General features: G+C 37.5%; 21 protein-coding genes and 1 pseudogene. 14 read left to right on the top strand and 8 right to left on the bottom strand.

The window, feature by feature from the left end:
• The first annotated feature begins 124 nt into the window (after nt 1–124).
• A complete protein-coding gene (gene glnS, locus P20652_RS03935) occupies nt 125–1,783 on the top strand; it encodes a glutamine--tRNA ligase (protein WP_008171228.1) in 1,659 nt (552 codons plus the stop codon).
• Nucleotides 1,784–2,052: 269 nt separating this feature from the next.
• On the opposite strand, the gene fur is transcribed toward glnS, so the two are convergent.
• The 5 genes from fur to P20652_RS03960 all read right to left on the bottom strand — a co-directional run bounded on the left by fur (nt 2,053) and on the right by P20652_RS03960 (nt 4,590).
• The gene (gene fur, locus P20652_RS03940) at nt 2,053–2,496 is read right to left on the bottom strand and encodes a ferric iron uptake transcriptional regulator (protein ID WP_033017859.1); all 444 of its coding nucleotides are present in this window, start codon (nt 2,494–2,496) and stop codon (nt 2,053–2,055) included.
• 186 nt (nt 2,497–2,682) lie between these two features.
• Nucleotides 2,683–3,210, bottom strand: a complete 528-nt coding sequence (fldA, locus tag P20652_RS03945) for a flavodoxin FldA (protein WP_007586856.1) — start codon at nt 3,208–3,210, stop codon at nt 2,683–2,685.
• Nucleotides 3,211–3,224: 14 nt separating this feature from the next.
• Nucleotides 3,225–3,503, bottom strand: coding sequence for a LexA regulated protein (gene ybfE / locus P20652_RS03950; RefSeq protein ID WP_002962928.1), 279 nt, complete (start codon nt 3,501–3,503; stop codon nt 3,225–3,227).
• 2 nt (nt 3,504–3,505) lie between these two features.
• A complete protein-coding gene (locus tag P20652_RS03955; RefSeq protein ID WP_002962930.1) occupies nt 3,506–3,727 on the bottom strand; it encodes a DUF2788 domain-containing protein in 222 nt (73 codons plus the stop codon).
• 95 nt (nt 3,728–3,822) lie between these two features.
• Nucleotides 3,823–4,590, bottom strand: a complete 768-nt coding sequence (locus P20652_RS03960; protein WP_008171224.1) for an alpha/beta fold hydrolase — start codon at nt 4,588–4,590, stop codon at nt 3,823–3,825.
• Nucleotides 4,591–4,810: 220 nt separating this feature from the next.
• Between P20652_RS03960 and seqA the strand changes: the two genes are divergently transcribed.
• The 8 genes from seqA (at nt 4,811) to P20652_RS18835 (ending at nt 13,169) form a co-directional block, all read left to right on the top strand.
• A complete protein-coding gene (seqA, locus tag P20652_RS03965) occupies nt 4,811–5,407 on the top strand; it encodes a replication initiation negative regulator SeqA (RefSeq protein ID WP_008171222.1) in 597 nt (198 codons plus the stop codon).
• A 9-nt stretch (nt 5,408–5,416) separates the two neighbouring features.
• Nucleotides 5,417–7,054: a phosphoglucomutase (alpha-D-glucose-1,6-bisphosphate-dependent) gene (gene pgm, locus P20652_RS03970; RefSeq protein ID WP_008171219.1), complete on the top strand. Its 1,638-nt coding sequence runs from the start codon at nt 5,417–5,419 to the stop codon at nt 7,052–7,054.
• Nucleotides 7,055–7,172: 118 nt separating this feature from the next.
• Nucleotides 7,173–8,225 (top strand): succinylglutamate desuccinylase, encoded by a 1,053-nt coding sequence (gene astE, locus P20652_RS03975; RefSeq protein ID WP_008171218.1) that lies wholly within the window; start codon nt 7,173–7,175, stop codon nt 8,223–8,225.
• A gap of 265 nt (nt 8,226–8,490) precedes the next feature.
• Nucleotides 8,491–9,705: a thiamine pyrophosphate-dependent dehydrogenase E1 component subunit alpha gene (locus P20652_RS03980; protein WP_008171216.1), complete on the top strand. Its 1,215-nt coding sequence runs from the start codon at nt 8,491–8,493 to the stop codon at nt 9,703–9,705.
• The gene (locus tag P20652_RS03985; protein ID WP_008171214.1) at nt 9,705–10,682 is read left to right on the top strand and encodes an alpha-ketoacid dehydrogenase subunit beta; all 978 of its coding nucleotides are present in this window, start codon (nt 9,705–9,707) and stop codon (nt 10,680–10,682) included. Before P20652_RS03980 ends, P20652_RS03985 begins: the two co-directional genes overlap by 1 nt.
• An 8-nt stretch (nt 10,683–10,690) precedes the next feature.
• The gene (locus tag P20652_RS03990; RefSeq protein ID WP_008171212.1) at nt 10,691–12,274 is read left to right on the top strand and encodes a dihydrolipoyllysine-residue acetyltransferase; all 1,584 of its coding nucleotides are present in this window, start codon (nt 10,691–10,693) and stop codon (nt 12,272–12,274) included.
• 149 nt (nt 12,275–12,423) lie between these two features.
• Nucleotides 12,424–12,789, top strand: coding sequence for a DUF805 domain-containing protein (locus tag P20652_RS03995; RefSeq protein WP_008171210.1), 366 nt, complete (start codon nt 12,424–12,426; stop codon nt 12,787–12,789).
• A gap of 26 nt (nt 12,790–12,815) precedes the next feature.
• Complete coding sequence (locus tag P20652_RS18835) at nt 12,816–13,169, top strand: zinc ribbon domain-containing protein (protein ID WP_008171208.1); 354 nt, start codon at nt 12,816–12,818, stop codon at nt 13,167–13,169.
• Nucleotides 13,170–13,215: 46 nt separating this feature from the next.
• On the opposite strand, the gene P20652_RS04000 is transcribed toward P20652_RS18835, so the two are convergent.
• Nucleotides 13,216–14,385, bottom strand: a complete 1,170-nt coding sequence (locus P20652_RS04000; RefSeq protein WP_008171206.1) for a putative manganese transporter — start codon at nt 14,383–14,385, stop codon at nt 13,216–13,218.
• A 161-nt stretch (nt 14,386–14,546) separates the two neighbouring features.
• The gene (locus P20652_RS04005) at nt 14,547–16,172 is read right to left on the bottom strand and encodes a M28 family metallopeptidase (RefSeq protein ID WP_008171204.1); all 1,626 of its coding nucleotides are present in this window, start codon (nt 16,170–16,172) and stop codon (nt 14,547–14,549) included.
• A 118-nt stretch (nt 16,173–16,290) separates the two neighbouring features.
• Between P20652_RS04005 and P20652_RS04010 the strand changes: the two genes are divergently transcribed.
• From P20652_RS04010 to P20652_RS18830, 5 genes are all read left to right on the top strand, one after another.
• Nucleotides 16,291–17,103, top strand: a complete 813-nt coding sequence (locus tag P20652_RS04010) for a DUF3025 domain-containing protein (RefSeq protein ID WP_008171200.1) — start codon at nt 16,291–16,293, stop codon at nt 17,101–17,103.
• Nucleotides 17,100–17,888 carry an ABC transporter ATP-binding protein gene (locus tag P20652_RS04015; RefSeq protein WP_007586825.1) on the top strand — a complete coding sequence of 263 codons (789 nt, stop codon included), beginning with the start codon at nt 17,100–17,102 and terminating at the stop codon, nt 17,886–17,888. The genes P20652_RS04010 and P20652_RS04015 overlap by 4 nt, the downstream gene beginning before the upstream one ends.
• A complete protein-coding gene (locus tag P20652_RS04020; protein WP_008171197.1) occupies nt 17,881–19,089 on the top strand; it encodes an ABC transporter permease in 1,209 nt (402 codons plus the stop codon). The genes P20652_RS04015 and P20652_RS04020 overlap by 8 nt, the downstream gene beginning before the upstream one ends.
• Before the next feature lie 348 nt (nt 19,090–19,437).
• Nucleotides 19,438–20,385 carry a cache domain-containing protein gene (locus P20652_RS21125; RefSeq protein ID WP_237707146.1) on the top strand — a complete coding sequence of 316 codons (948 nt, stop codon included), beginning with the start codon at nt 19,438–19,440 and terminating at the stop codon, nt 20,383–20,385.
• Complete coding sequence (locus tag P20652_RS18830) at nt 20,373–22,412, top strand: ATP-binding protein (RefSeq protein WP_008171194.1); 2,040 nt, start codon at nt 20,373–20,375, stop codon at nt 22,410–22,412. Before P20652_RS21125 ends, P20652_RS18830 begins: the two co-directional genes overlap by 13 nt.
• 24 nt (nt 22,413–22,436) lie before the next feature.
• Here P20652_RS18830 and P20652_RS18825 read toward each other — a convergent pair.
• Nucleotides 22,437–23,271 (bottom strand): annotated as a pseudogene (locus P20652_RS18825) (UDP-2,3-diacylglucosamine diphosphatase).
• Nucleotides 23,272–23,456 lie beyond the last annotated feature (185 nt).

The raw sequence follows: 23,456 nt of genomic DNA, 5'->3' as shown, positions 1-23,456 counted from the left end.
TTCAGGTGAATTAAAGTTAACCAATATTAAAAATAAACCTTAATCTAGTGCTGTATGTTAGTGTATGTTTTTGTAATAATGCATTAGTTTTGTTATTACGTAATATTTTGAGGATCACACTCCTATGGCGGAAATTGAGAATCGCCCAAGTAACTTCATTAGAACTAGAATTGATGAAGACTTAGCAACTAAAAAGCATGCAACTACGCATACACGTTTTCCACCAGAGCCGAATGGCTTTTTGCATATTGGGCATGCTAAGTCAATTTGTTTAAATTTCGGCATTGCTAAAGACTACAATGGTTTATGTAACCTACGTTTTGATGATACAAATCCAGAAAAAGAAGATATAAACTACGTTAATTCTATAAAAGAAGACGTCCAGTGGTTAGGTTTCAACTGGGATGGTGATATAAAGTATTCTTCTAATTATTTTGACACATTATATGATTACGCTGTTGAGCTAATTAATAAGGGTTTAGCATACGTTTGTTTTTTAACAGCAGACGAAGCACGTCAGTACCGTGGCACACTAAAAGAGCCAGGTAAAAATAGTCCATACAGAGACACATCAATTGAAGAAAATTTAGCGCTGTTTGAAAAAATGCGCGCTGGTGAATTCAAAGAAGGCGAATGTGTTCTGCGTGCTAAAATTGATATGGCTAGCTCATTTATGGTGCTTCGCGATCCAATTATTTATCGCGTACGTTTTGCCCATCATCATCAAACCGCAGACAAGTGGTGCATTTACCCAATGTATGACTTCACGCATTGTATTTCTGATGCACTAGAAGGTATTACGCATTCATTATGTACACTAGAGTTTCAAGATAACCGTCGTTTGTACGACTGGGTACTCGATAACATTAGTTTAGAGTGTCATCCACAGCAAATTGAGTTTTCACGCTTAAATCTTGAATACACCATTATGTCCAAGCGTAAGTTAAGCGATTTAGTGGTAAACAACCATGTAGAGGGGTGGGATGATCCACGTATGCCTACAATTGCAGGTCTACGTCGTCGTGGTTATACACCCGGTTCAATCCGTGAGTTTTGTTTGCGTATTGGTGTAACAAAACAAGAGAATATGGTTGAAATGGGTATGCTTGAAGCATGTATCCGTGAAGACTTAAACGAAAATGCACCACGTGCAATGGCCGTACTCGATCCTGTTAAAGTTGTTATTGAAAACTACGATGCAGACAAGGTTGAAGTTTTATCTGTGGCTAACCACCCAAATAAAGAAGAAATGGGTCGTCGTGATGTACCATTTACTCGTGAAATATATATTGAACGAGAAGACTTTAAAGAAGAAGCGAATAACAAGTTTAAGCGTTTAGTGCTTGATAAAGAAGTTCGCTTACGTGGTGCGTATGTTATTAAAGCACAGCGTGTTGAAAAAGACGAAAATGGCGAAATCACAACTATCTTTTGTACTTACGATACTGAAACACTTGGTAAAAACCCAAGTGATGGACGTAAAGTAAAAGGTGTTATTCACTGGGTTTCAGCACCAGAGTCTATTACGGCAGAAGTTCGTTTATACGACCGCTTGTTTAGTGTTCCAAACCCAGCAGCCGCTGATGAGTTTGAAACAACATTAAATCCAGAGTCACTGGTTGTTTTATCAAACGCTAAATTAGAGCCATCGCTTGCTAATTCACAAGCAGAGCAGGGCTTTCAGTTTGAGCGTACAGGTTATTTCTCTCGTGATTCTAAATCAGAGAACGTTGTATTTAACCAAACAGTCGGTCTTCGCGATTCATGGTCTAAAACTCAATAAATAATACCAATCTGCTTAATTAAGTGAGCTATTTTGAGGTAAAAAACCTTGTCGATAACAAGGCAAAATTTCGTTATTTAGTTGTTCTATATCAGAAATTTTTAACACAGTTAGCGTCAGGTTTAATCCCTCAAATTGATCAAGTATTATTGCGGATTGGTATAGTACCTAAATATCTCCAGTATTTACTGGGGATATTTACTACAAGCGTATTTTAGATACAAAAAAACCTGCACTTAGCAGGTTTTTTATTGCGTTAAAAAGCGGATTTAGCTGTTAGCATCGCTAAATTCTTTACACGCAGCTTTATCATTACACTCGCCGTATAGGTATAAAGAATGGTTTGTAAGTTTAATGCCATTTTCTTCAGAAATTTCAAGTTGACGACGTTCAATCATGTCATCTTCAAACTCTACAACTTTGCCACATTTTAAACATACTAAATGATCGTGATGGGTGCTGCCAGAAAGTTCAAATACTGACTTACCACCTTCAAAGTGATGACGGCTTACAATGCCCGCGTCATCAAATTGGTTAAGTACACGGTATACCGTCGCAAGACCAATTTCTTCACCTAGATCCAAAAGAATTTTGTAAACATCTTCAGCGCTGATGTGTTGGTTATCTGGAGATTGTAAAATCTCTAATATTTTAATACGCGGTAAAGTTACTTTTAAACCGGCTTTTTTAAGTTCCAAGTTATGATCAGTCATTAAATCTGTCTCAATTTTATTTTGGTTATACTAGACATCTTGCAAAGATGTACACGACACATTAGCAACAAACAGGATAACGTGCCTAAGCGTGAAGTGCAAAGAACAATTGATTTATATTGCCACTAAAGCTTAAACGCTAACTGTTTGATAATTATTTAAACAGCTAGCGATATATGCAGTAAATTAGTCAGCTAATTCACTTAAACACATTTCTTCATATACTTGAGCAGACCATGCTTTAACACGTTGTTCTGTTAGTTCTGGTTGACGGTCTTCGTCAATCCCCAAACCTACAAAGTGCTTATCATCAGCCATGCCTTTAGATGCTTCAAAGTCATAGCTTTCACTTGGCCAATGGCCAACGACAATAGCGCCACGTTCAGTAACGATATCGTTGATCATGCCCATCGCATCTAAAAAGTACTCAGCGTAATCTTCTTGGTCTCCACAACCAAAAATAGCAACAAGTTTACCTTCAAAGTCCACCTCTTCAAGTTCTGGAAAAAAGTCATCCCAGTCACATTGTGCTTCGCCATAGTACCAAGTAGGGATACCGAATAAGATCAAATCAAATTCAGCAATCTCTTCTTTAGAGCTTTTTGCAATATCATGAACAGCCACAAGCTTTTTACCCAATTCTTTTTGGATCATTTTTGCTACGTGTTCTGTGTTACCTGTGTCACTTCCGAAAAAAATGCCTACACTTGCCATGGATTTAAAACCTTTTATGTATCAATAGCCAATCTTTCTTGTAAAATCGTTTCAATCAGCGCACTGCGGCTAATATTTTGTGCATCTGCCATATCACTCAATGCTTGATATAACTGCGATGAAACTTTAAATTCAACACGCTTTAAGCCACGTGCTTTATCTCTTTTTATTTGATTACGTTTATTTACCTTTAACTGCATATCCCGTGAAAGGGGATTGGTTTTAGGTCTGCCTGGGCGTTTTTCGTATTCAAATAAATCGAGTGTAGTTCTATCTGTTTCTGACTTCGCCATGCTTAACCTACACCTGCGCCTTGCCAAAATACTTGAATAAGACCTTTAGCAATAAAGCCTGAACAACCTAAAAAGAGCACGCCCCAAACAATGTATTGTCCAAACTTTGGTACATTGCCACTTTTTAGTACGTCTTTAATTGCCATGCCGATGAATATGAAAATACCGGCTAAGCCAAAATACAACCCTAGGGTATCAAATTCGTTAATTAACTGACTGACCATCAACGTATAACCTTTAAATTAAACGGCGCATACTATAGCATATAAATATGCATATATTTAGTGCGCAAAATCAAAAACACGCGATAAAAATTGCTTTAAACCACAGTTAAAAAGTCATTTATCGCTTTATTAACAGCAAGCGGCTTTTGGGCATGAAGCCAATGGCCAGCGCCATGGATAACTTTGGCCTTGGTGTTTTTAAAGCGTGCTATAATTGCAGTACGATGCTCGGGCAAAATATAGTCAGAATCATTACCTTTAATAAAAAGAGTATCACATAAACAAGAACTATTTTCATTAACGTTGGATGTGATTGTAGAATATTTTTCATCAAGCACATTTAAGTTGAATCGCCATGCAAAATGACCTTCTTCATTCTTAGCGAGGCTTTTAAGTAAAAACTGTCGAACACCCAGCTCTTCAATATAAGGCTGCATAATTGAATCAGCTTGTTTTCTATCATCTATTGACTGCGCTGATACCGCTTTTAACGCCTGTAATATTTTTTTATGGCGAGCAGGGTAACTGACAGGTGCTATATCAAGTACAACGAGTTTATTTACAAGTTCAGGGTGTGTTAGTGCTAATTCCATCGCGACTTTACCACCCATAGAGTGCCCAACTAAATGAGCTTTATCTATGTTTAAATGTGCTAATAACTCAACAATATCTTGAGCCATTGCTGGGTAGTTCATTTCATCACTATGAGGAGAAAGCCCGTGGTTGCGTAAATCAACGTTAATAACATTAAAGTGTTCACTTAATGGTTTTGCGATTACATTTAGGTTTTCTAATGATCCAAAAAGTCCGTGGATCAAAATAACATTAGGGCCTTGCCCTTGTTGCTTGTAATTTAACTGCATACACGTCTCCTGAAAATTTCGCCATAGTTTGCCGAGCATTGCTCTAAAAAGCAAAAAATACAGCGACTATTTATTTAATTGGGCTTTTGTTCGTTAAATCAACAACAATCAGGTAAATATTAATATGTTTATGGGAGTGTTTGTTGTAACTCGCATTTCTTATTGGTTTGGGTATAATCACACGGGAGAAAGCAATGTGACCCGTAATGACAGGAAGAACATGAAACAAATCGACATAGACGACGAGTTATATCAATATATTGCTAGCAATACGCAAAGTATTGGTGAAAGTGCATCCACTATTTTACGTCGTTTATTAAATCTGAGCGGCGAAAAAATTCAAACCGCAAACGTAGAACTAACTCAAAATAATCAAACTGCGACTACGTCTACCGCCACATTAAAAAGCTCAGAGCAATCTGCTGCTGAGACTTCAAAAAAACAAACGCCTGTAGCTCACGCACCCGTGAAGCAAAAAAGCGATAATGTTTTTAATATATTAAATAAAGAAGAGCTGGCAATGCAAAAAGGTGTTGTAGGGCGGTTTCTATTTATTTTAAGTGCGTTTTACCGCACACATAAAACTGATTTTTCGGCTGTATTAGATATAAAAGGGCGTGACCGTGTTTACTTTGCAACCAGTAAAGAAGCCTTGGTAAATAGCGGTAGTAGTATGAACCCTAAAAACATAACAGACAGTGAATACTGGGTTATGACTAATTCTAATACAACGCGTAAGAAAATGATGCTCCATGAAGTGGCTCTTTGCCTAGGTTATAGTGCAGAGCAAGCTGAAAAAATTCGCGATTACTTGTAAGGAAATATAATGGCTATTCACTCAGGCGCAGGTAAAACTGCTCCACAATCAGCATTAGTTAATGTACCAAAATTAGTATCTGCTTATTATTTGAATGAACCTGATCTTGAACAAAACCCTGAGCATTGTGTTGCTTTTGGTACATCAGGTCACAGGGGATGCTCATATGATGTGAAATTTAACGAATCACACATTTTAGCGATTACTCAAGCTATTTGTGATTACAGAAAACAAAATGATATTTTTGGTCCGTTATTTTTAGGTAAAGATACACACGCATTGAGTGAAGCCGCATTTAACTCGGCGATTGAAGTATTAGTTGCTAACGAAGTGCAAGTGATAACGCAAGAAGACGGTGATTTTACACCAACGCCAGTTATCAGCCATGCCATAGTGAGCCACAACAAGCTACACCCAAATGAATTAGCAGACGGGATTGTTGTTACGCCTTCGCATAACCCTCCTGAAGATGGTGGCTTTAAATACAACCCACCTAATGGCGGACCTGCTGATACCGACGTCACTAAATGGATTGAAGACAGAGCTAATCAACTTTTATTAGAAGATTTAGTTGAAGTTGAGTTATTCCCATTCGCTAAAGCATCGCATTCTGGCTTTATCCGCTACGAAGATTTAATGACTCCTTATATTGACGACTTAGTAAATATCGTTAATTTAAAAGCAATTAGCGATGCAGGTATTAAAATAGGTATCGATCCACTAGGTGGTTCAGGCATTAATTTTTGGCCAGTCATTGCAAAAAAATATAATTTAGATTTAACCGTAGTAAATGATGTTGTTGATCCTCGTTTTGCTTTTATGCCACTTGATAAAGACGGCAAAATTCGTATGGATTGTTCATCGCCTTATTCAATGGCAAATCTTATTGCACTAAAAGATGATTTTGATGTGTCTATTGGTAATGACCCTGACTATGATCGTCACGGTATTGTAACGCCAGATGGTTTAATGAATCCAAACCACTTTTTAGCAGTGGCAATCGATTACTTACTTAAACACCGTGATTGGAATGAAACCGTAGAAATTGGTAAAACATTGGTTTCTAGCTCTATGATCGACAAAGTAGCTACTCGTAACAACCGTAAAGTTAAAGAAGTACCAGTAGGCTTTAAATGGTTTGTTGAAGGTTTAAGCAAAGGCAAGCTTGCCTTTGGTGGCGAAGAAAGCGCAGGTGCTGCATTCTTACGTTTTGATGGCTCTGTATGGTGTACAGATAAAGACGGCTTCATTATGGGGCTACTTGCTGCTGAGATACTTGCTGTGACAGGTAAAACTCCATCAGCGCTTTATAAAGAATTAGAACAAGAATTTGGTTCTCCAATTTATAAACGCCTAGATGCACCAGCTACAAGCGGTCAAAAATCACGTTTACAAGCATTGAGTGCTTCTGATGTTAAAGCAGATACACTTGCTGGCGAGCCTATTTTGCAAAAATTGACTCATGCACCCGGTAACAATGCCGCCATTGGTGGTTTAAAAGTGGTCACTGAAAATGGCTGGTTTGCAGCGCGTCCATCAGGTACTGAAGATATTTATAAAATATACCTTGAATCATTTAAAGGTGAAGAGCATTTAGCGTTACTTGAAAAAGAAGCTAAAAAGCTTGTAGATTCAGTTATAAGCTAACTTAATCTAATAATTTTAAAACGGCTGATTTATTCAGCCGTTTTCGTTTCTATACCTTGTGTATTTATAAAAATATATGCACAAGAGTCTACTCTCACATTATTATTAAAGGGCTTATATGTCAGCCAATCCACCTTACTTAAATGAATTAAAACAAGCTGGCGACTTTTTAACGCTTAGTCGTAACAACGAATGGCATTTAGATGCAGGTGAGTTTGTTTTAGATAATGGGACTCGTGTAAATATACACGATACCGGCGTCATTGAGTTTCAACCTGCTGTGAAAACAAGCAAAGATGTAATTTATTCAAGCGCTGTACACGGTAATGAAACTGCGCCAATTGAAATTTGTGATGCACTTATTAAACAAATTATAAAAGGCGAGCTGATACTTAAGCAGCGCGCTTTGTTTATTTACGGTAACCCACAATCAATTAATATTGGCCTGCGTTTTGTAGAAGAAAACTTAAATAGATTATTTAATGGTCACCATACAGTTGAAGGTGTACCAATGAATAATGAGCGAAACCGCGCTGCAAAGCTTGAGCAATACGTAAGCGATTTTTATACACGTGGCGAGCAAGGCAGTAGCCGATGTCATTACGACTTACACACTGCAATTAGAGGCTCTAAAAACGAAAAATTTGCTGTGTATCCATTTTTACATGGTAAGCCATGGAAAAAGTCGCAGCTACAATTTTTATTGAGTTGTGGTGTAAATACCGTGCTTATGATGAAATCTCCTGCAACAACATTTAGCTATTATTCGTCATTTATACACGGTGCTGATTCTTTTACGGTAGAGCTGGGTCAAGTTAAGCCATTTGGTCAAAACGATATGGCTCGCTTTGAAAAAACGAAGCAAACCTTAACTGCATTAATTAGTCAAAATGAAGTTAAATATCCTGAATTTAATGCAAACGATTTTGAATTGTTTGCAGTGCACCGCACAATAAATAGAACGCAGAACGATTTTAGCTTTCCTTTTTCTGACGATGCTGAGAACTTTACTGGCTTTGCGAAAGGTGAACTACTTGCAACCGACGGTGATACAGCGATTTATGCTGACGTTGAAGGAGAGGCTATTATTTTTCCAAATGCGAGCGTAGCATTAGGGCAAAGAGCACTCCTTACTGTTATTCCAATGGTTATTGATAGCAATTTCGTCTAATTTAACTCATCAGACCACTAGTAGCTTAAAGTTAACTATATGATTACTATTAATTAAAGCAACCGTATCGTTAACTTGCCACTTATTTGACCAATATTTGCTTTTGTTTCGTCCCAGATCTGTTGAATAACACTTTACGTTAACGTAAAGTGTTGGTAGCTTTAATTAAAGATAGTGCAGATGTTGCAAAGTTTAACCAGTAACAATCACCCACAATAATAATTTAAAGGGGCACTGTTTTACCGACAACAAAATAAGGTAGGTTATGAGTAATCCAAATAACGTATCGCTGAATATTAACCACGAGCTTGAATTTATTGATGGTCAAGCGCTTAATATTCCAACCCTTAGTATTTTAACTGAGGACGGCGACATTCATCCTAGTGCAACCGCACCTGACATTTCAAAACATACCGCTATTAAGTTATATGAAACAATGCGTTTTATACGTTTGTTAGATGAACGTATGCAAGGCGCGCAGCGCCAAGGCCGTGTTAGTTTTTATATGCAATGCCTAGGCGAAGAAGCCGCAGTTACAGCCTCCGCTGCTGCACTTGATCAAGACGATATGATCATGGCTCAATATCGTGAACAGGCAGCACTGCATTATCGTGGCTTTACGCTTGATCAATTTATGAACCAAATGTTTTCAAATGAATTGGATTTAGGTAAAGGTCGCCAAATGCCAATTCATTATGGGTCTAAAGCGCTAAACTACATGACAATTTCATCGCCATTGGGTACGCAAATACCACAGGCAACGGGTTATGCATATGGCCAAAAAATAAAGCACATCGACGCTAAAACAGGCGATCTTGCCAGCACAATTGATAATGTGACTATTTGTTACTTTGGTGAAGGTGCTGCATCTGAAGGTGACTTTCATGCCGGTTTAAATATGGCCGCTGTTCACAGAGCGCCGGTTATATTTTTTGCACGTAATAACGGTTATGCGATATCTACCCCGGCTGATGAGCAGTTTAAAGGCGACGGTATTGCGTCGCGTGGTGTGGGTTATGGCATTAAAACAATTCGTGTTGATGGCACAGATGCACTTGCTGTTTATGCAGCAACTAAAAAAGCACGCGAAATAGCCTCAACACAAGGTGAACCTGTACTTATTGAATCGATTGCTTATCGTTTGGGTGCGCACTCTACGTCAGACGATCCAAGTGGTTATCGCTCTAAAGATGAAGAAGCGAATCATAAAACGTGTCCTATTGATAAATTTAGAAAATGGCTGGTCAAACAAGATTGGCTAAACGAAGAAGACGATATAAAAGCAAAAGAGTCGATTCGTGAAGAAATTTTAGCAGCGCTTAAACGTGCTGAAGTTGTTGCCAAGCCCGCTTTAGAAGAACTGGTATCTGACGTTTACGATACACCAATCCCCTTATTGCAACGCCAGTACGAGCAACTAAAAGAACATATAAAACAGCATCCAGATGCTTACCCAGTAACCGCAGGGAGAATTAAGTAATGGCTAAAATGAACATGCTCCACGCAATTAACTCTGCTCTCGATATTACGATGAATGAACACCCTCAAGCCTGTATTTTTGGTGAAGATGTTGGTTACTTTGGTGGTGTATTTAGAGCAACATCGGGCTTGCAAGAGAAGTACGGTAAACATCGTGTTTTTAATACGCCTTTAACCGAGCAAGGTATTTTAGGTTTTGCTAATGGTTTAGCAGCTTTTGGTGCGCCTGCATTGGCAGAAATTCAATTTGCGGATTATATTTTCCCAGCGTTTGATCAAATAGTAAATGAAGCCGCTAAATTTCGTTATCGCAGTGGTAATGAATTTAATGTGGGTAACTTAACTATTCGTACACCTTATGGTGGCGGTATTGCTGGTGGTTTATACCATTCACAATCACCCGAGGCGTATTTTGCGCACACACCGGGTTTGAAAGTAGTTGTACCGCGTAACCCTTATCAAGCTAAAGGTTTATTACGTGCATCAATTAAAGATGATAACCCGGTCATATTTTTTGAGCCTAAGCGTTTATATCGTGCATCAATTGGCGAAGTGCCAGAAGAAGATTATAGTATTGAATTAGGCACGGCTGAAGTAGTACAAGAGGGGGCCGATATTACGCTTTTAGCGTGGGGTGCTCAAATGGAGATTATTGAAGATGCAGCAAAGCAAGCAAGTGAGCAAGGTATAAGCTGTGAAGTTATTGATCTTCGTAGTATTTTACCATGGGATGTTGAAACGATTGCTAAATCGGTTATTAAAACTGGCCGTTTAATCGTGAGTCATGAAGCGCCTATAACCAATGGCTTTGGTGCAGAGATAGCCGCGACAATACAACAAGAGTGTTTCTTGCATTTAGAGTCGCCAATTTTACGTGTATGTGGTCTAGATACGCCATACCCGCTGGCACTTGAAAAAGAATACGTACCGGATGCACTCAAAGTGTTGGCTGCAATTAAACAATCAATGGATTTTTAGGGGTTACCATGGCTAAAGATTTTATATTACCCGATATTGGTGAAGGCATTGTTGAATGCGAAGTAGTTGAATGGCTAGTACAAGAAGGCGATACCGTATCTGAGGATCAGCCAATTTGCGATGTTATGACAGACAAAGCATTAGTACAAATTCCGGCAGTGCATGATGGCGTTATTTCAAAGCTATATTATCTAAAAGGTGAGATTGCTAAAGTACATGCCCCTTTATTCGCTATGGATGTAGCAGGTGAAAACACTAACAATGAAGTAGTACAAGAGCCAGTACAAGCTGAAAATAAAACTAATGATGCAGCTGATGTGGTTGAGGACTTTATATTACCGGATATTGGTGAAGGTATTGTTGAGTGTGAGATTGTTGATTGGTTAGTTGCTGAAGGCGACGAAATAGAAGAAGACCAAGCAGTTTGTGACGTAATGACCGACAAAGCATTAGTACAAATTCCGGCAAAATATACAGGCACAGTAAAAAAGCTATATTACCAAAAAGGTGAAATAGCAAAAGTACATAGCCCGTTGTTTCAAATGACAATTGCAGGCAGTGCAGCAAAACCAAATGTTGATATAAACCAAGCGGTTGTAAAGGCTCAAACTAATGCCGTCGCTGAAAAAGTTGCCCCTGTTAAAATAGAGCAAGCTGCTAAAGTTATCAATCAAAAAGCGGTTGCATCCCCTGCGGTTCGTCGTAAAGCACGTGAGCTAGATGTTGATTTAACGTGCGTACCAGGTAGTGGTAAAAATGGACGTATTTACAAGCAAGATATTGAAGAGTTTGTAAAAGGCGAAGTGCCAAATACTATTGATACTTCACCGCTTAATAGCGATGCTTCTCATAGTGCAATACAAAACCAAACACAGAATCAAAGCGGTGGCGTACGAGTAGAGCAAATTAAAGGCATTAAAGCGGCCATGGCCAAGCAAATGGTAGCGTCGGTTTCAACTATTCCGCACTTTACGTTTAGTGATGAAATCGACTTAACACAGCTTATAGCTTTGCGTAGCGCTTTAAAAGAGCAATACAAAGCACAAGGTATAAAGCTGACCATGATGCCATTTTTCATAAAAGCACTCTCGCTAGCAATGAAAGAGTACCCTGTACTTAATTCAAAAGTGAACGATGAATGCTCAGAGCTTACCTATTATAACGATCATAATATCGGTATAGCGGTTGATTCTAAAATTGGCTTGTTAGTGCCTAATATTAAATCGTGCCAGAGTAAAAGCATTGTTGATGTGGCAAATGATTTAACCCGTTTAACTCATTCAGCGCGAGAAGGCCGTGTTGCACCGGATGATTTAAAAGGTGGGACAATTAGCATCTCTAATATTGGTGCGATTGGCGGCACTATCGCGACCCCTATTATTAATAAACCAGAAGTGGCGATTGTTGCATTAGGTAAATTACAGCATCTACCGCGTTTTGATGATAATGGACAGGTTGTAAGTAAAGCAATTATGCAAGTGAGTTGGTCTGGCGATCATCGTGTTATTGATGGCGGCACTATTGCTCGTTTTAATAACCTATGGAAATCGTACTTAGAGAACCCATCGGCAATGATGATGGCTATGAGCTAATAGCTAAATTGCTAATATGTAAGAAAAACCAGCTTTTAGCTGGTTTTTTGTTTTAATGTCAGCTGTTTTTAATTAAGATACAAATGTTACTAAAAAGTAATAAAGTTAACCCCGTTAGGGAATATAAAAAATAACACTAAGGAAATTTCATGGAACATTATATGAACGCGTTGCGTAGCTACGCAGATTTTTCAGGGCGTAATCGTCGTAAAGCATTTTGGATGTTTATGCTAATTAATATTATTTTTTCGCTTTTAACAAGTGTGATAGATGGTATTACAGACACAATGTTCGTAAGCTCTATTTATAGCTTAGCTTTATTGATCCCTCAATTGAGTGCGGGTGCTCGTCGTCTTCATGACACAGGCCGTTCAGGCTGGTGGCAGTTACTTTGGTTAGTGCCAGTAATTGGTTGGATTGTTTTAATTGTTTTTCTTGCGCAAGATTCGCATGAAGGTGAGAATGATTTTGGTCCAAATCCAAAAGAAGATTTAGAAGGAATATCTTTAGCATAAAGCTTATATTTTATTAGGAGTATAAAATGAGCAGTGAAGCTATAGTAAAAGTGTATTCAGGAACTATGTCCGTAGCTACTAATCGCTTTCAAAACGCTAAATCTAAAAACTTAGAATTAGGATATATTGCTACTGAGCAAAATTATGAAGAGGGAAGTCGTGGAGGCGGAATATTTATTATCGGCTTATTTTTGCTCCCAGTTTTTGGTATAGGTTTATTCGTTTGGATTTATGCTTTATTAGTTAAACCAGAAGGGAGGCTAATAGTTACCTATGAAAAAATTAAGTCGTCAGATTTGGATACTAAAGAATGCCCAAAATGTGCTGAAATTATAAAGCTGAAAGCAAAGGTTTGTAGGTTTTGTGATTATAAATTTTAGTTCAAAAAGCTCAGCATTTGCTGAGCTTTTTTATATATGGCAATTTTTAACTCAAAAAATATATCCCACAGCCTGCCACTACAGCGGGAATAGACGTATAAAGTGTAGCTATAACTGCAGCTTTGGGCGCCATTGCTATTGCTGGAAATAACGCATCACCATCGTTAGAAATTGCGTTTCCTGCTAAAGCACTAAAGGGAATAATGCCTTGAATATAAAGCGTTGTAACAATTATTTGCGGGCCACAGCCGGGTAAAAAACCAATAAGCACTGCAATTAATGGGGCTAAATAGGCGTAATGTACTAACCACGTTTTTAAATCAAGTCCTGCAATGTTAACCAAAATCTCAAATAGCATAAAAGAGGCTACAACCCATGCCATTACAAAATGGGTATCTTGTAATACTTTTATTATTTTAGAAGGGGGGTTACATGCATCGTCTTCTGACGTTACTTCTTGATAGCTTTCACCTCTTGACGAAAGTGCCCAAATACTAACAATAAATAAAGCCATTAATGCACCAAATAGCGTAATTACAGTACTTGTGCTTGAACCAAACTGTAAAAAATCAACATTAAACGCAATCAAAAAGGCAATTATAAGGCTTGGGATAATTGCTACCATCCAAACCGGTTTACTGATTTTAATAATGTTAGTTGAGAGTATTTTAATTTGGTGCTTTTGTTCTTGCGCTGTTGGGCGTAAAAAATATTTTTTGTGTATTGTATTAACGAGTAAACCACTGAATGTACCCACAACTAACCCTATCCCCATAATTAGCAAGCCTTCAGTAGGGCGGGTAGCAAGTAATAAAAACGCTGCATCGCCCATTGTAGCTGTTAGCACAGCAACAATAGCACCAAAGCTTGCTTGGCCTTTTGTAAATTGAGTAACCACAATAATAGCCCCACCACAACCAGGAAGGGCACCTAAAACTGCTGCAAAGCTAATTTCTAGAACTGATGATCTCGCGCTTAAATAGCTAAGCTCTAATTGAGGTAAGTGTTCTATAGCGTAGTAATAAATTAAAAGGGTAGCAGCAACAAACACACTCACTTGAAAAAATGCATCACTTAGTGCGGTCATTGTTATTTCGCGTAATTGCGGTATTGCAAGGCAAGTTAAAATAAATAAAGGCAGCAGTAAGCGTTTATTTTGGATCAAAAATCGTTTTGAGGCAGGAGTAATAAAACCAATGTGAGGGAGTGAAATCATACAATGCGACCTAATAAATTAACTAGGTCACACTGTATACCATCCATTAAATGATAATCAATATCATTTGCATCTATTTAAATCGATTACTCTGTTTGAGTTTTTCGATAGCCAAATCTAAGTTAGTTTAAATTTGAATTTAAGGCTGTGATTAAATTGGGCTACCTACGCTGAAATTCAGAGTTTGTATTCCACGTTGGCCACTGTTCTGTTTCAGAAATATCAAAACCTACCTTATAAAACAATTGTAAGTCTTGAACAGCACCCGATAAATCCCATTCATCACGGTACCGGTCACAAGGTTGATGATAACAACCGCGAAGTACCAAGCTCATACGTTTACGGTAATTAGCTGTTTCTTCATCAGCAGCCACTGTGCCGCCACCTGCGTACATGGCCGGAATACCCATATTTGCAAATGCAAAGTGATCAGAGCGGTAATAGCCACCAGATGATGGTTTAGGATCGCCAGATATTGTTCTGCCTTGCTCTTTAGCCGCAGTTTCTAAAAACTCATCCATTTGTGATTTACCAATACCAACCACATTCATGTCTTTTACTTTGCCTAATAAATTTAAGCTATCCATGTTTATGTTAGCGACTGTTTTATTCGCTGCAATCACTGGATTTGCTGCATAGTATTTAGAACCTAGTAAGCCTTGCTCTTCAGCAGTTACCGCTAAAAATGTCATTGAGCGGCTAGGGTGCTTTGGTAATTTAGTAAAGGCTTCGGCTACTTCAATTAGCCCAGCGGTACCTGTTGCATTGTCGTGAGCACCGTTATAAATTTGATCGCCTTTACGTGTTTTGTCTGTACCTAAGTGATCCCAATGCGCCGAGTAAATAACATGCTCATCTGGTTTTTCACTACCAGGTAACGTTGCGATAAAGTTATACGACACCGATTTTTTAATCGTGTTTTTAATACTAACAGAAGCAGTTAAATCGCCCATATCAACATGGTAAGCACCTTTGGCAGCATTCGTTTTAACGGTATCAAAATCTAAACCTGCTTTAGCAAAAAGCTCTTTTGCTACGTCAGTTGTAACCCAACCTTCAACGGCTACGCGGTCCATGTTGTTGTTTTCTTTTTGAAAACCAAACTGCTCGCCGCTCCACGAGTTTTCAACAACCGACCACGGGTAAGATGCAGGTGCAGTTTCATGAATAATAATTGCACCTGCGGCACCTTGTCGACTCGCTTCTTCGTATTTGTATGTCCAACGCCCATAATAGGTCATTGCGTCGCCAGTAAATAACGCAGGATCTTTTGTTGCAAAGCCTGGATCGTTAACCAGCATTACAACCGTTTTGCCTTTAACGTCTAAACCTTCGTAATCATTCCAATTGTATTCAGGTGCATTAACGCCGTAGCCCACAAATACAAGTTCAGAATTTTCTATGCCTTCTTGTGCGCTTATGCGGCTGCTACCCATAACCATGTCTTTTTTGTATTGGTAGTCTTTACCACCAATACTAAGCACCATGTTCGAATCAGCTTCTAAAGAAACTAATGGCACTTCTTGTAAGTAACTGTCGCCATTACCTGGTTTTAAACCTAACGCTTTAAACTGCGCAGTTAAATAATCAAGTGTTAGCTTTTCGCCAGGTGATGAAGGAGCACGACCACCAAATTCGTCCGATGCAAGTACTTTTACATGTTTAGCCAGTTCATCAGCTTGAATACTGTTGTAACCATTTGTTACGTCAGCCGGAGTTATACTTGTTGTTGCGCAACCTGCTAAAACAGCAGTAGCGAGGAGTGTGAGAGAAAAATAATGTTTCATATCAGCTCGTTTCTTGTTTTAAGTTGTGATTAGTATATTAACTTCTATTAAGTAGAACCAGTTTTTGCGGTAAACTGTTACAAATTTTAAGGTATAAACTAGTAAGTAATTAATAATAATGAAGCGTTTTACTCCTCCTGAGCAGTGGCAACCAAGTAGTTTACAAAGTGGTGCATTTTCCCATTTAAATACTCTATTTAAAATTAATGAACAAACAAGTTGGCCAAGCCCACAATGGTTTACTCCATACCTAAAGGCAATTAATGCAAATAACTTACCTATACAATTTATTGATGACGCAAAAATAGATTTTGGCGATCGTTATTATGAACAAGTTATTTTTGAAACGGGTGTTGTACCCACACGCAGTGAGAATTGGCATGACTTATTTGGTGGCTTTATTTGGTGTTTATTTCCTAAAACCAAAGCACTTATAAACCAGCGGCATGTACAAGATATAGCTGAGCATGGATTACAACAGCGTACTAAGCATCGTAATGCGCTAACGCTCTTTGATGAATGTGGTGTTGTATTAGCTATAAGTGAGAGTAAATGGCAGCAGTGGCTTTGCGATCATCAATGGAAAACAGCATTTGTTGAACACAAACATGAGTGGGGTAAAACAATAAAACCTTTTATGTTTGGTCATGCAAATTACGAAATGCTTACTAAACCTTATATAGGCTTAACAGGTAAAGCGTTATTTGTTTGTGTACCTAATGAAATATTTTGTAAAGATTTAGTAACTCAATACCAGTACCTTGACCAAGCCCTTTATGAGATGATTAATACAGATAACTGCTTAGCTGATAACAAACAGCTTTCACCACTGCCTTTATTAGGTGTGCCTGGCTGGCATGACGAAAACAAAGACGACTCTTTTTACAACAATACAGATTATTTTAGAGCGAAACGAAGGATACGAACATGATAGAAGTTGCTGGGCTTAAAAAGAAATTTAAGCTAACTAAAGATCACAAAAAAAATAAAATAGACGATATCGACCCTCGTGAAGATAAAGATTACTTTCACTCAGTACGAGATGTGAGTTTTAGCTGCGCAAAGGGTGAAGTACTTGGATTGCTGGGCCCAAATGGTGCGGGTAAAACAACTACACTTAGAATGATTTCAACTGCGTTAAAGCCCGATGAAGGCTCAATAACAATTGCCGGAAACGACATTGTAAAAAAACCGCTACTTGGGCGTAAGTCTATTGGTTTTTTATCAGGCTCTACTGGTTTGTATGGCCGCTTAACTGTAAAAGAAAACATAGAGTATTTTGCAAAGCTCCACGGTATGAGCAAAAGTGATATTGCATCGCGTTGTGATGAGCTGTTTACGTTGCTTGATATGCATAAATTTGTAGATAAACGCGCTGAAAACCTATCAACAGGTATGAAGCAAAAAGCAAATATAGCGCGTGCTGTTGTGCATCGCCCAGCAGTGGTGGTGCTTGATGAGCCAACAACGGGTCTGGATATAATGACCACGCAAACCGTTATTCAATTTATTAAGGGTTTAAAAGCGCAAGGTACTCCTGTTATTTTTTCGACCCATCATTTAGATGAAGTTGCACTTTTATGTGACCGTGTCGCTGTAATTAACGAAGGTATTAGCTGCTTTGACGGAACAGTAGATGAATTTAAACAAGCAGGCAATAGTGATGAGCTTAATCAAGCGTTTATGAACATACTAACGGAGAAACATGATGTTTGAGGTATTTAAAAAGGAATTAAGAGAGTTATTACGCGATAAAAAAACGCTATTATTTGTTGTTGCGCTTCCTGTCGCTATATTTCCGTTATTGTTTGCTGTAATGGCATTTATAAGCTCACAAGCAGCAATGGACGCAGAACAAAAAGTAAATACGTATGCCATTATTAATGGTGAATATGCACAAGAATTTACTGATAAAGTGTTTTATCACAAAAGTTTTGAGCTTTATAAAGGGGCTAAAACCTTTAATAACATTGAAGAGCTTAAAGCTGGTGTTATAGCTGGCGATATTGATATGGGTATTTATTTACCAAGCCATGCTGAGCAAACACTAGATAATGGTGAACAAAGTCAGTGGCAGGTTGTTTTTAACGATTCAAAATCTATTAACTTTTTATTCGAACGCGTCAAAGAGCTCGCAAAAGAATACAGTGACGTACTGCAAACTCAAAAGCTAATCAGTTTTGGTATTGAAGAGTCTGTTCAAAAATCTATTCTTAACCCAATTGAAGTAATTAAGGTGGATACAGCCGATAAACGTGAAAACCTTGGCGAAAAAATTGGCGGTTTTTTACCTTACTTACTAATACCATTAGTACTAATGGGGGCTACTTATCCCGCTATTGATTTAGGCGCTGGTGAAAAAGAACGTGGCACGCTTGAAACACTCCTACTTACACCTATTACGCGTACAGAGCTGGTGCTTGGTAAATTTATAACTTTGTTAACTACATCCATTGCCTCCACAACCATAACGGTCTTAAGTATGGGCTGCTGGATAGCACTGGCGTTAGCATTTGCCGATCTAGATTTTATTAAAGCGGCATTTAGTACATTAGCGGTAACCGATTTACTGATGATATTTGTATTGCTACTGCCTGTGGCTGCTATATTTTCGGCTTTGGCACTGGCTATATCTATTTATGCACGTACGTTTAAAGAAGCACAAAACTATATGGCTCCGCTTAGCATGGGTGTATTTTTCCCTATTATTATTTCAATAATGCCAAATATGGAGCTTACTGCTAAAACAGCATTCATTCCTGTTACAAACGTGGCTTTAGCAATTAAAGAAATAGTAAAAGGGACTGTTGATTACACGTTTGTAGGCTTAATATTTTTAGCAACTGCAATCATTGCAGCCGGACTACTGGCATTTTGCGTTAAATGGTTTAACAGAGAAGATGTGCTGTTTAGATAATATAGATAAGTTTTAGTAACCAAATATATTTAAAGGTAGCGATTGCTACCTTTTTTATATTTACAGCTTTAGTTCATGTGTTGCTTAACCGTGTTTAAAGTAATTAAAGTTAAGTTTTTTCATTATTCATTTAGATAAATTTTATATTTTGTATAAATCTAGTAGTTTAGCTTTTTATTATAATTATAAAATAGTCGAAATAGTGCTCTTGTTATTTAGGAGTGATCTATACTATTTGTACTAAAATCTAAAGGCGAAGGTAAGTGTTTTAAAAAAAATACAGCACTTAATGTTGCAAAGAACAATACATTAATCATTGTTGCAGTAATATTCTTTATGGTTTTGTTTTTGCCATCATTGTATGTATTTGAACAAAAAGTAAGAAGCGATATTTATGACTCTTCACTAATTGAACTAAAGCGTGAGCTTGAAACTAAAAGCATTTCATTAAAAAAACACCTTACAGACAGTGTTACCGCCATTCGCTTTTTAGATGCTACACCACCTATTCAAGGCATTACCCGTGCAACAGAAAATAAACTCATTGACCCATTGCTAGGTACTCCGATTACGGTTTGGCAAGACCGTTTAAGCAGTATTTTTACCGGTTTTATGCGCACTGACAATAGCATACTCCAAGCACGGTATATTATGTTAGCCGATGGTGGAAAAGAAGTTGTAAGAGTTGATCGAAATCATCAGGGTGAGCTTTTCAGACGTGAAGCTGATCAATTACAAAAGAAAGGGCAACGAGATTACGTAATTAAAGCAAGTATGTTAAATGAGTATAGTGTTTATATTTCTCCTATTAACTACAACAGAGAAAACGGCGAGATTCAAAAGCCTTATGTAAGTACTTTTAGAGTAGCTAAACCTGTTTTTGATGAAGATAAACAGGTTTTTGCGGTGTTAGTAACAAACTATTTTGCTGAGCGCTTGATTAATAGTTTAACAATCGAACTGCCACAAGGTACTGATATTTACTTAATGAACAACGATGGTGAATTTTTATATCACCCAAACCCTGACTTTAGATTTAGTTTTGAGTTTAATAAAAGTAAAACATGGAACCAAGAATTTACTGATGCAGAAAATATGTTATCTGGTAGCACGCTTCCTTTAAGTAATCACCCTAAATATTACTATTTAAAAAAACGTATTTACTTTGATGACGATATCGCCATGTTACCCCTTGAGATTGCAGTGAGTATCAGTACTGATGTTTTATTGGAAAAAGTACATAAAAGGCGTCAAAATTTTGTAATGGTATTGCTCGTCTTTTTTTGCATTTTTTAATAATCACATTTTTATATCAGCGATATATAAACCGTAAGTTACTTATACACTCTTTAAAAGAGCAAAATAGCAGAGTAATTGAAAACTCACTTGATGCCATTTTTACAATTGAAGAGACAGGAGAGATAGTACATTTAAATAACACTGCTAAAGACGTTTTTGGGATCGACCTTGAAAACGAAGGAACGCAATTTACTTCACTACTAACATTAAATGAAGCGGATAAATACTGTCTTAAGCAAACACTATCAAATGGATCAAAAATGCCATTTGAAGCTACATATACAGACAATAAAGGATATACACACTATTACTCAATAACCCTCACCCGTATCTTTGATGTGTATAACAACCGCTATCAAGTTGGTGCTATTTTAAGAAACATTAGCTCATTAAAAAATACGCAATCAGAGCTCGAAGCGTTAAACAGTACTTTAGAGCTAAAGGTTTCACAAAGGACCATTGAACTAGAGCGTGCAATTGACCAAGCATTAGCAGCGAGCCAAGCAAAAAGTGACTTTGTAGCGAATATATCTCACGAAATACGGACACCGATGAATGGCGTTTTGGGTATGCTTGAAATGCTCAAAGAAGATGGCTTAAGTGAACAACAATACCATTACTTAAAATTAGCTAATAGCAGTGCTAATTCACTGATGAATTTGATTAACGATATTCTCGATTTTTCTAAAATAGAAGCGGGTAAGCTTGATATTGATAATCATATATTTGATGTTGTTACAGTATGTAGCGATATGATTAGCTCTTTAGCGTTACAGGGTCAGCGCAAAGGGCTTGAAGTGCTTTTAACTACTAAAGATGTAGCAGACAGAATGGTTATTGGCGACAGCCATCGACTTAAACAAATATTAATTAACTTATTTAATAATGCATTTAAGTTTACTCACAGAGGTGAGGTAAGTTTAACTGTCAGCTCTAAATATATTACTGATTCTCAATTATTAATGAGCTTTACAATAAAAGATACTGGCATCGGGATAGCACCTGAGAACATAAATAAATTATTCGATGTATTTACACAAGAAGATTCAAGTACCACGCGTAATTTTGGTGGAACAGGCTTAGGTTTATCTATATGTAAAAAGCTAGCTCAATTAATGGGTGGTAATATTACGGTTGTTAGCGAAAAAGGCGTAGGTAGCACGTTTACAGCAACTGTTGAATTGCATGTTGCACCAACGAAAAAGTTAAATACAGCGATTGAACTTGCTACTCATATCAACGTAGCAGCACTAATTGCACGGGATAATGTATATAAAAATGCGTGTGATTTATTACTATTAACTTGTAAGGTAAATGCAGAAAACATTGTAAGACTTGACTACTTTAGTGAGCACAAAGAGTTTGAAGCTGATTTATTGTTAATTGATGATGAGCATCCTCAAATTGATGCGTTAATTAATTATTGTAAGCAGTTTAATAAAAAGTACGTCTTAATTTTACGAGATATGGTAACAGATAGGGCAACTAAAATGAGGTTACCTGAAGGCAGCCATATTCTAAATAAACCACTCACTCAAGATCAATTCAGCTATAAATTAGCCAGCTTATTTGGTGCTAATAATGATTGTATTATAACGCCGCCTAAAGGCTTGGAAGAAGAACAAGTAGAACTTGACCTATCTGCTTATCACCTATTATTAGTAGATGATAATATGATAAACATTGAAGTAGCTAAGGCAATTTTGAAACGTACTAAAGTAAAAATTACCTGTGCATCAGATGGTATTGAAGCCTTAGAGGCATTGAGGCTAAACGAAGAGCAAGCTTTTGATATAATTTTAATGGATTGCCAAATGCCTAATTTAAATGGCTACGACACAACTAGTGAAATTAGAAATAGTAAAGCAGGGGTAGACTACACTTACATACCGATTATTGCTATGACAGCAAGTGCGATGGAAGGTGATCGAGAACGTTGCTTAACTGCAGGCATGAACGATTATATTACTAAACCAATCAAGCCAAGAACGCTAAAAGATAAGTTAATCACCTGGCTAAGTTAATCGTTATTAGATGAGAATCAGCTGCTATGCAGCTGATTTTTTTGGTTTAGCATCAGTTGATATACTTAATCTTGTTATGTCGGCGCTATCGAGTACGGTTTGTATGTCTGACCAATGTAGTAATTCAATTTTTCCATCTTTCTGCTCTACCAGCGCCGTACAACTCTCAATCCAGTCCCCATCGTTACAATACATAATTCCGTCATCTACTTTTATTTTGGGATGATGAATGTGTCCACAAATAATACCATCTACGTTTTGTTTTTTAGCTTCATAAATTGCGGCATCTTCGAAGGCTTTAATCGCTTCACGTGCTTTGTGTACACGCGCTTTTATCCATGATGCAAGCGAGTAGTAATTACCACCAAATGGCTTGCGAATACGATTGGTCCAGCGGTTTAAAAATAATAAAAAGTCGTACCCTGCATCACCCGCGATACTAATAAGTTTGTTATAACGTGTCGCTGAATCAAAGTCATCGCCGTGTATAAGTAAAAACCGTTTATTAGCTTTAGTGGTGTGAATAAACTGCTGGTGGATTTCAATACCAAATAACGTTTGATTTATATAGTTTCTAAACGTTTCGTCATGATTACCGGGAATATAAATGACGCGTGTACCGCTAGCTGCTTTTTTTTGTTATAGAGTTTAATACTTGATAATGCGAAGGGTGCCAATAAAACTGTCGTTTCATTGACCATAAGTCAATAATATCACCCACTAAATAAAGTGTGTCGGATTCTACCGAGTTTAAAAAATCAAGTAAGTAATCAGCTTTACAATCTTTGTAACCTAAATGAACATCAGATATCCAAATGGCTGGATAATGTTGTTTTTTACGCAGTTGATTGTTTGTCATGCCCGTCATCCATAGTGTAATAATTAAACACTGTAGATAAATCTAATTACACTTATGAGACACTTTAGCGAAGCCTCCATGACAATTTATACCAAGGTACGTAATTAAAAGATTTTTATAGAGCTAGGAAAGGTGAGTCATTGATCAGTTATTATTACGCATTGCTATTAATCGCGCATAAAAAA

It is taken from the genome of Pseudoalteromonas sp. BSi20652 (assembly GCF_000239855.1).
GTDB lineage: Bacteria > Pseudomonadota > Gammaproteobacteria > Enterobacterales > Alteromonadaceae > Pseudoalteromonas.
The sequence above is the reverse complement of the archived record's forward strand: the minus strand, read 5'-3'. Positions and strand labels throughout refer to the sequence as shown.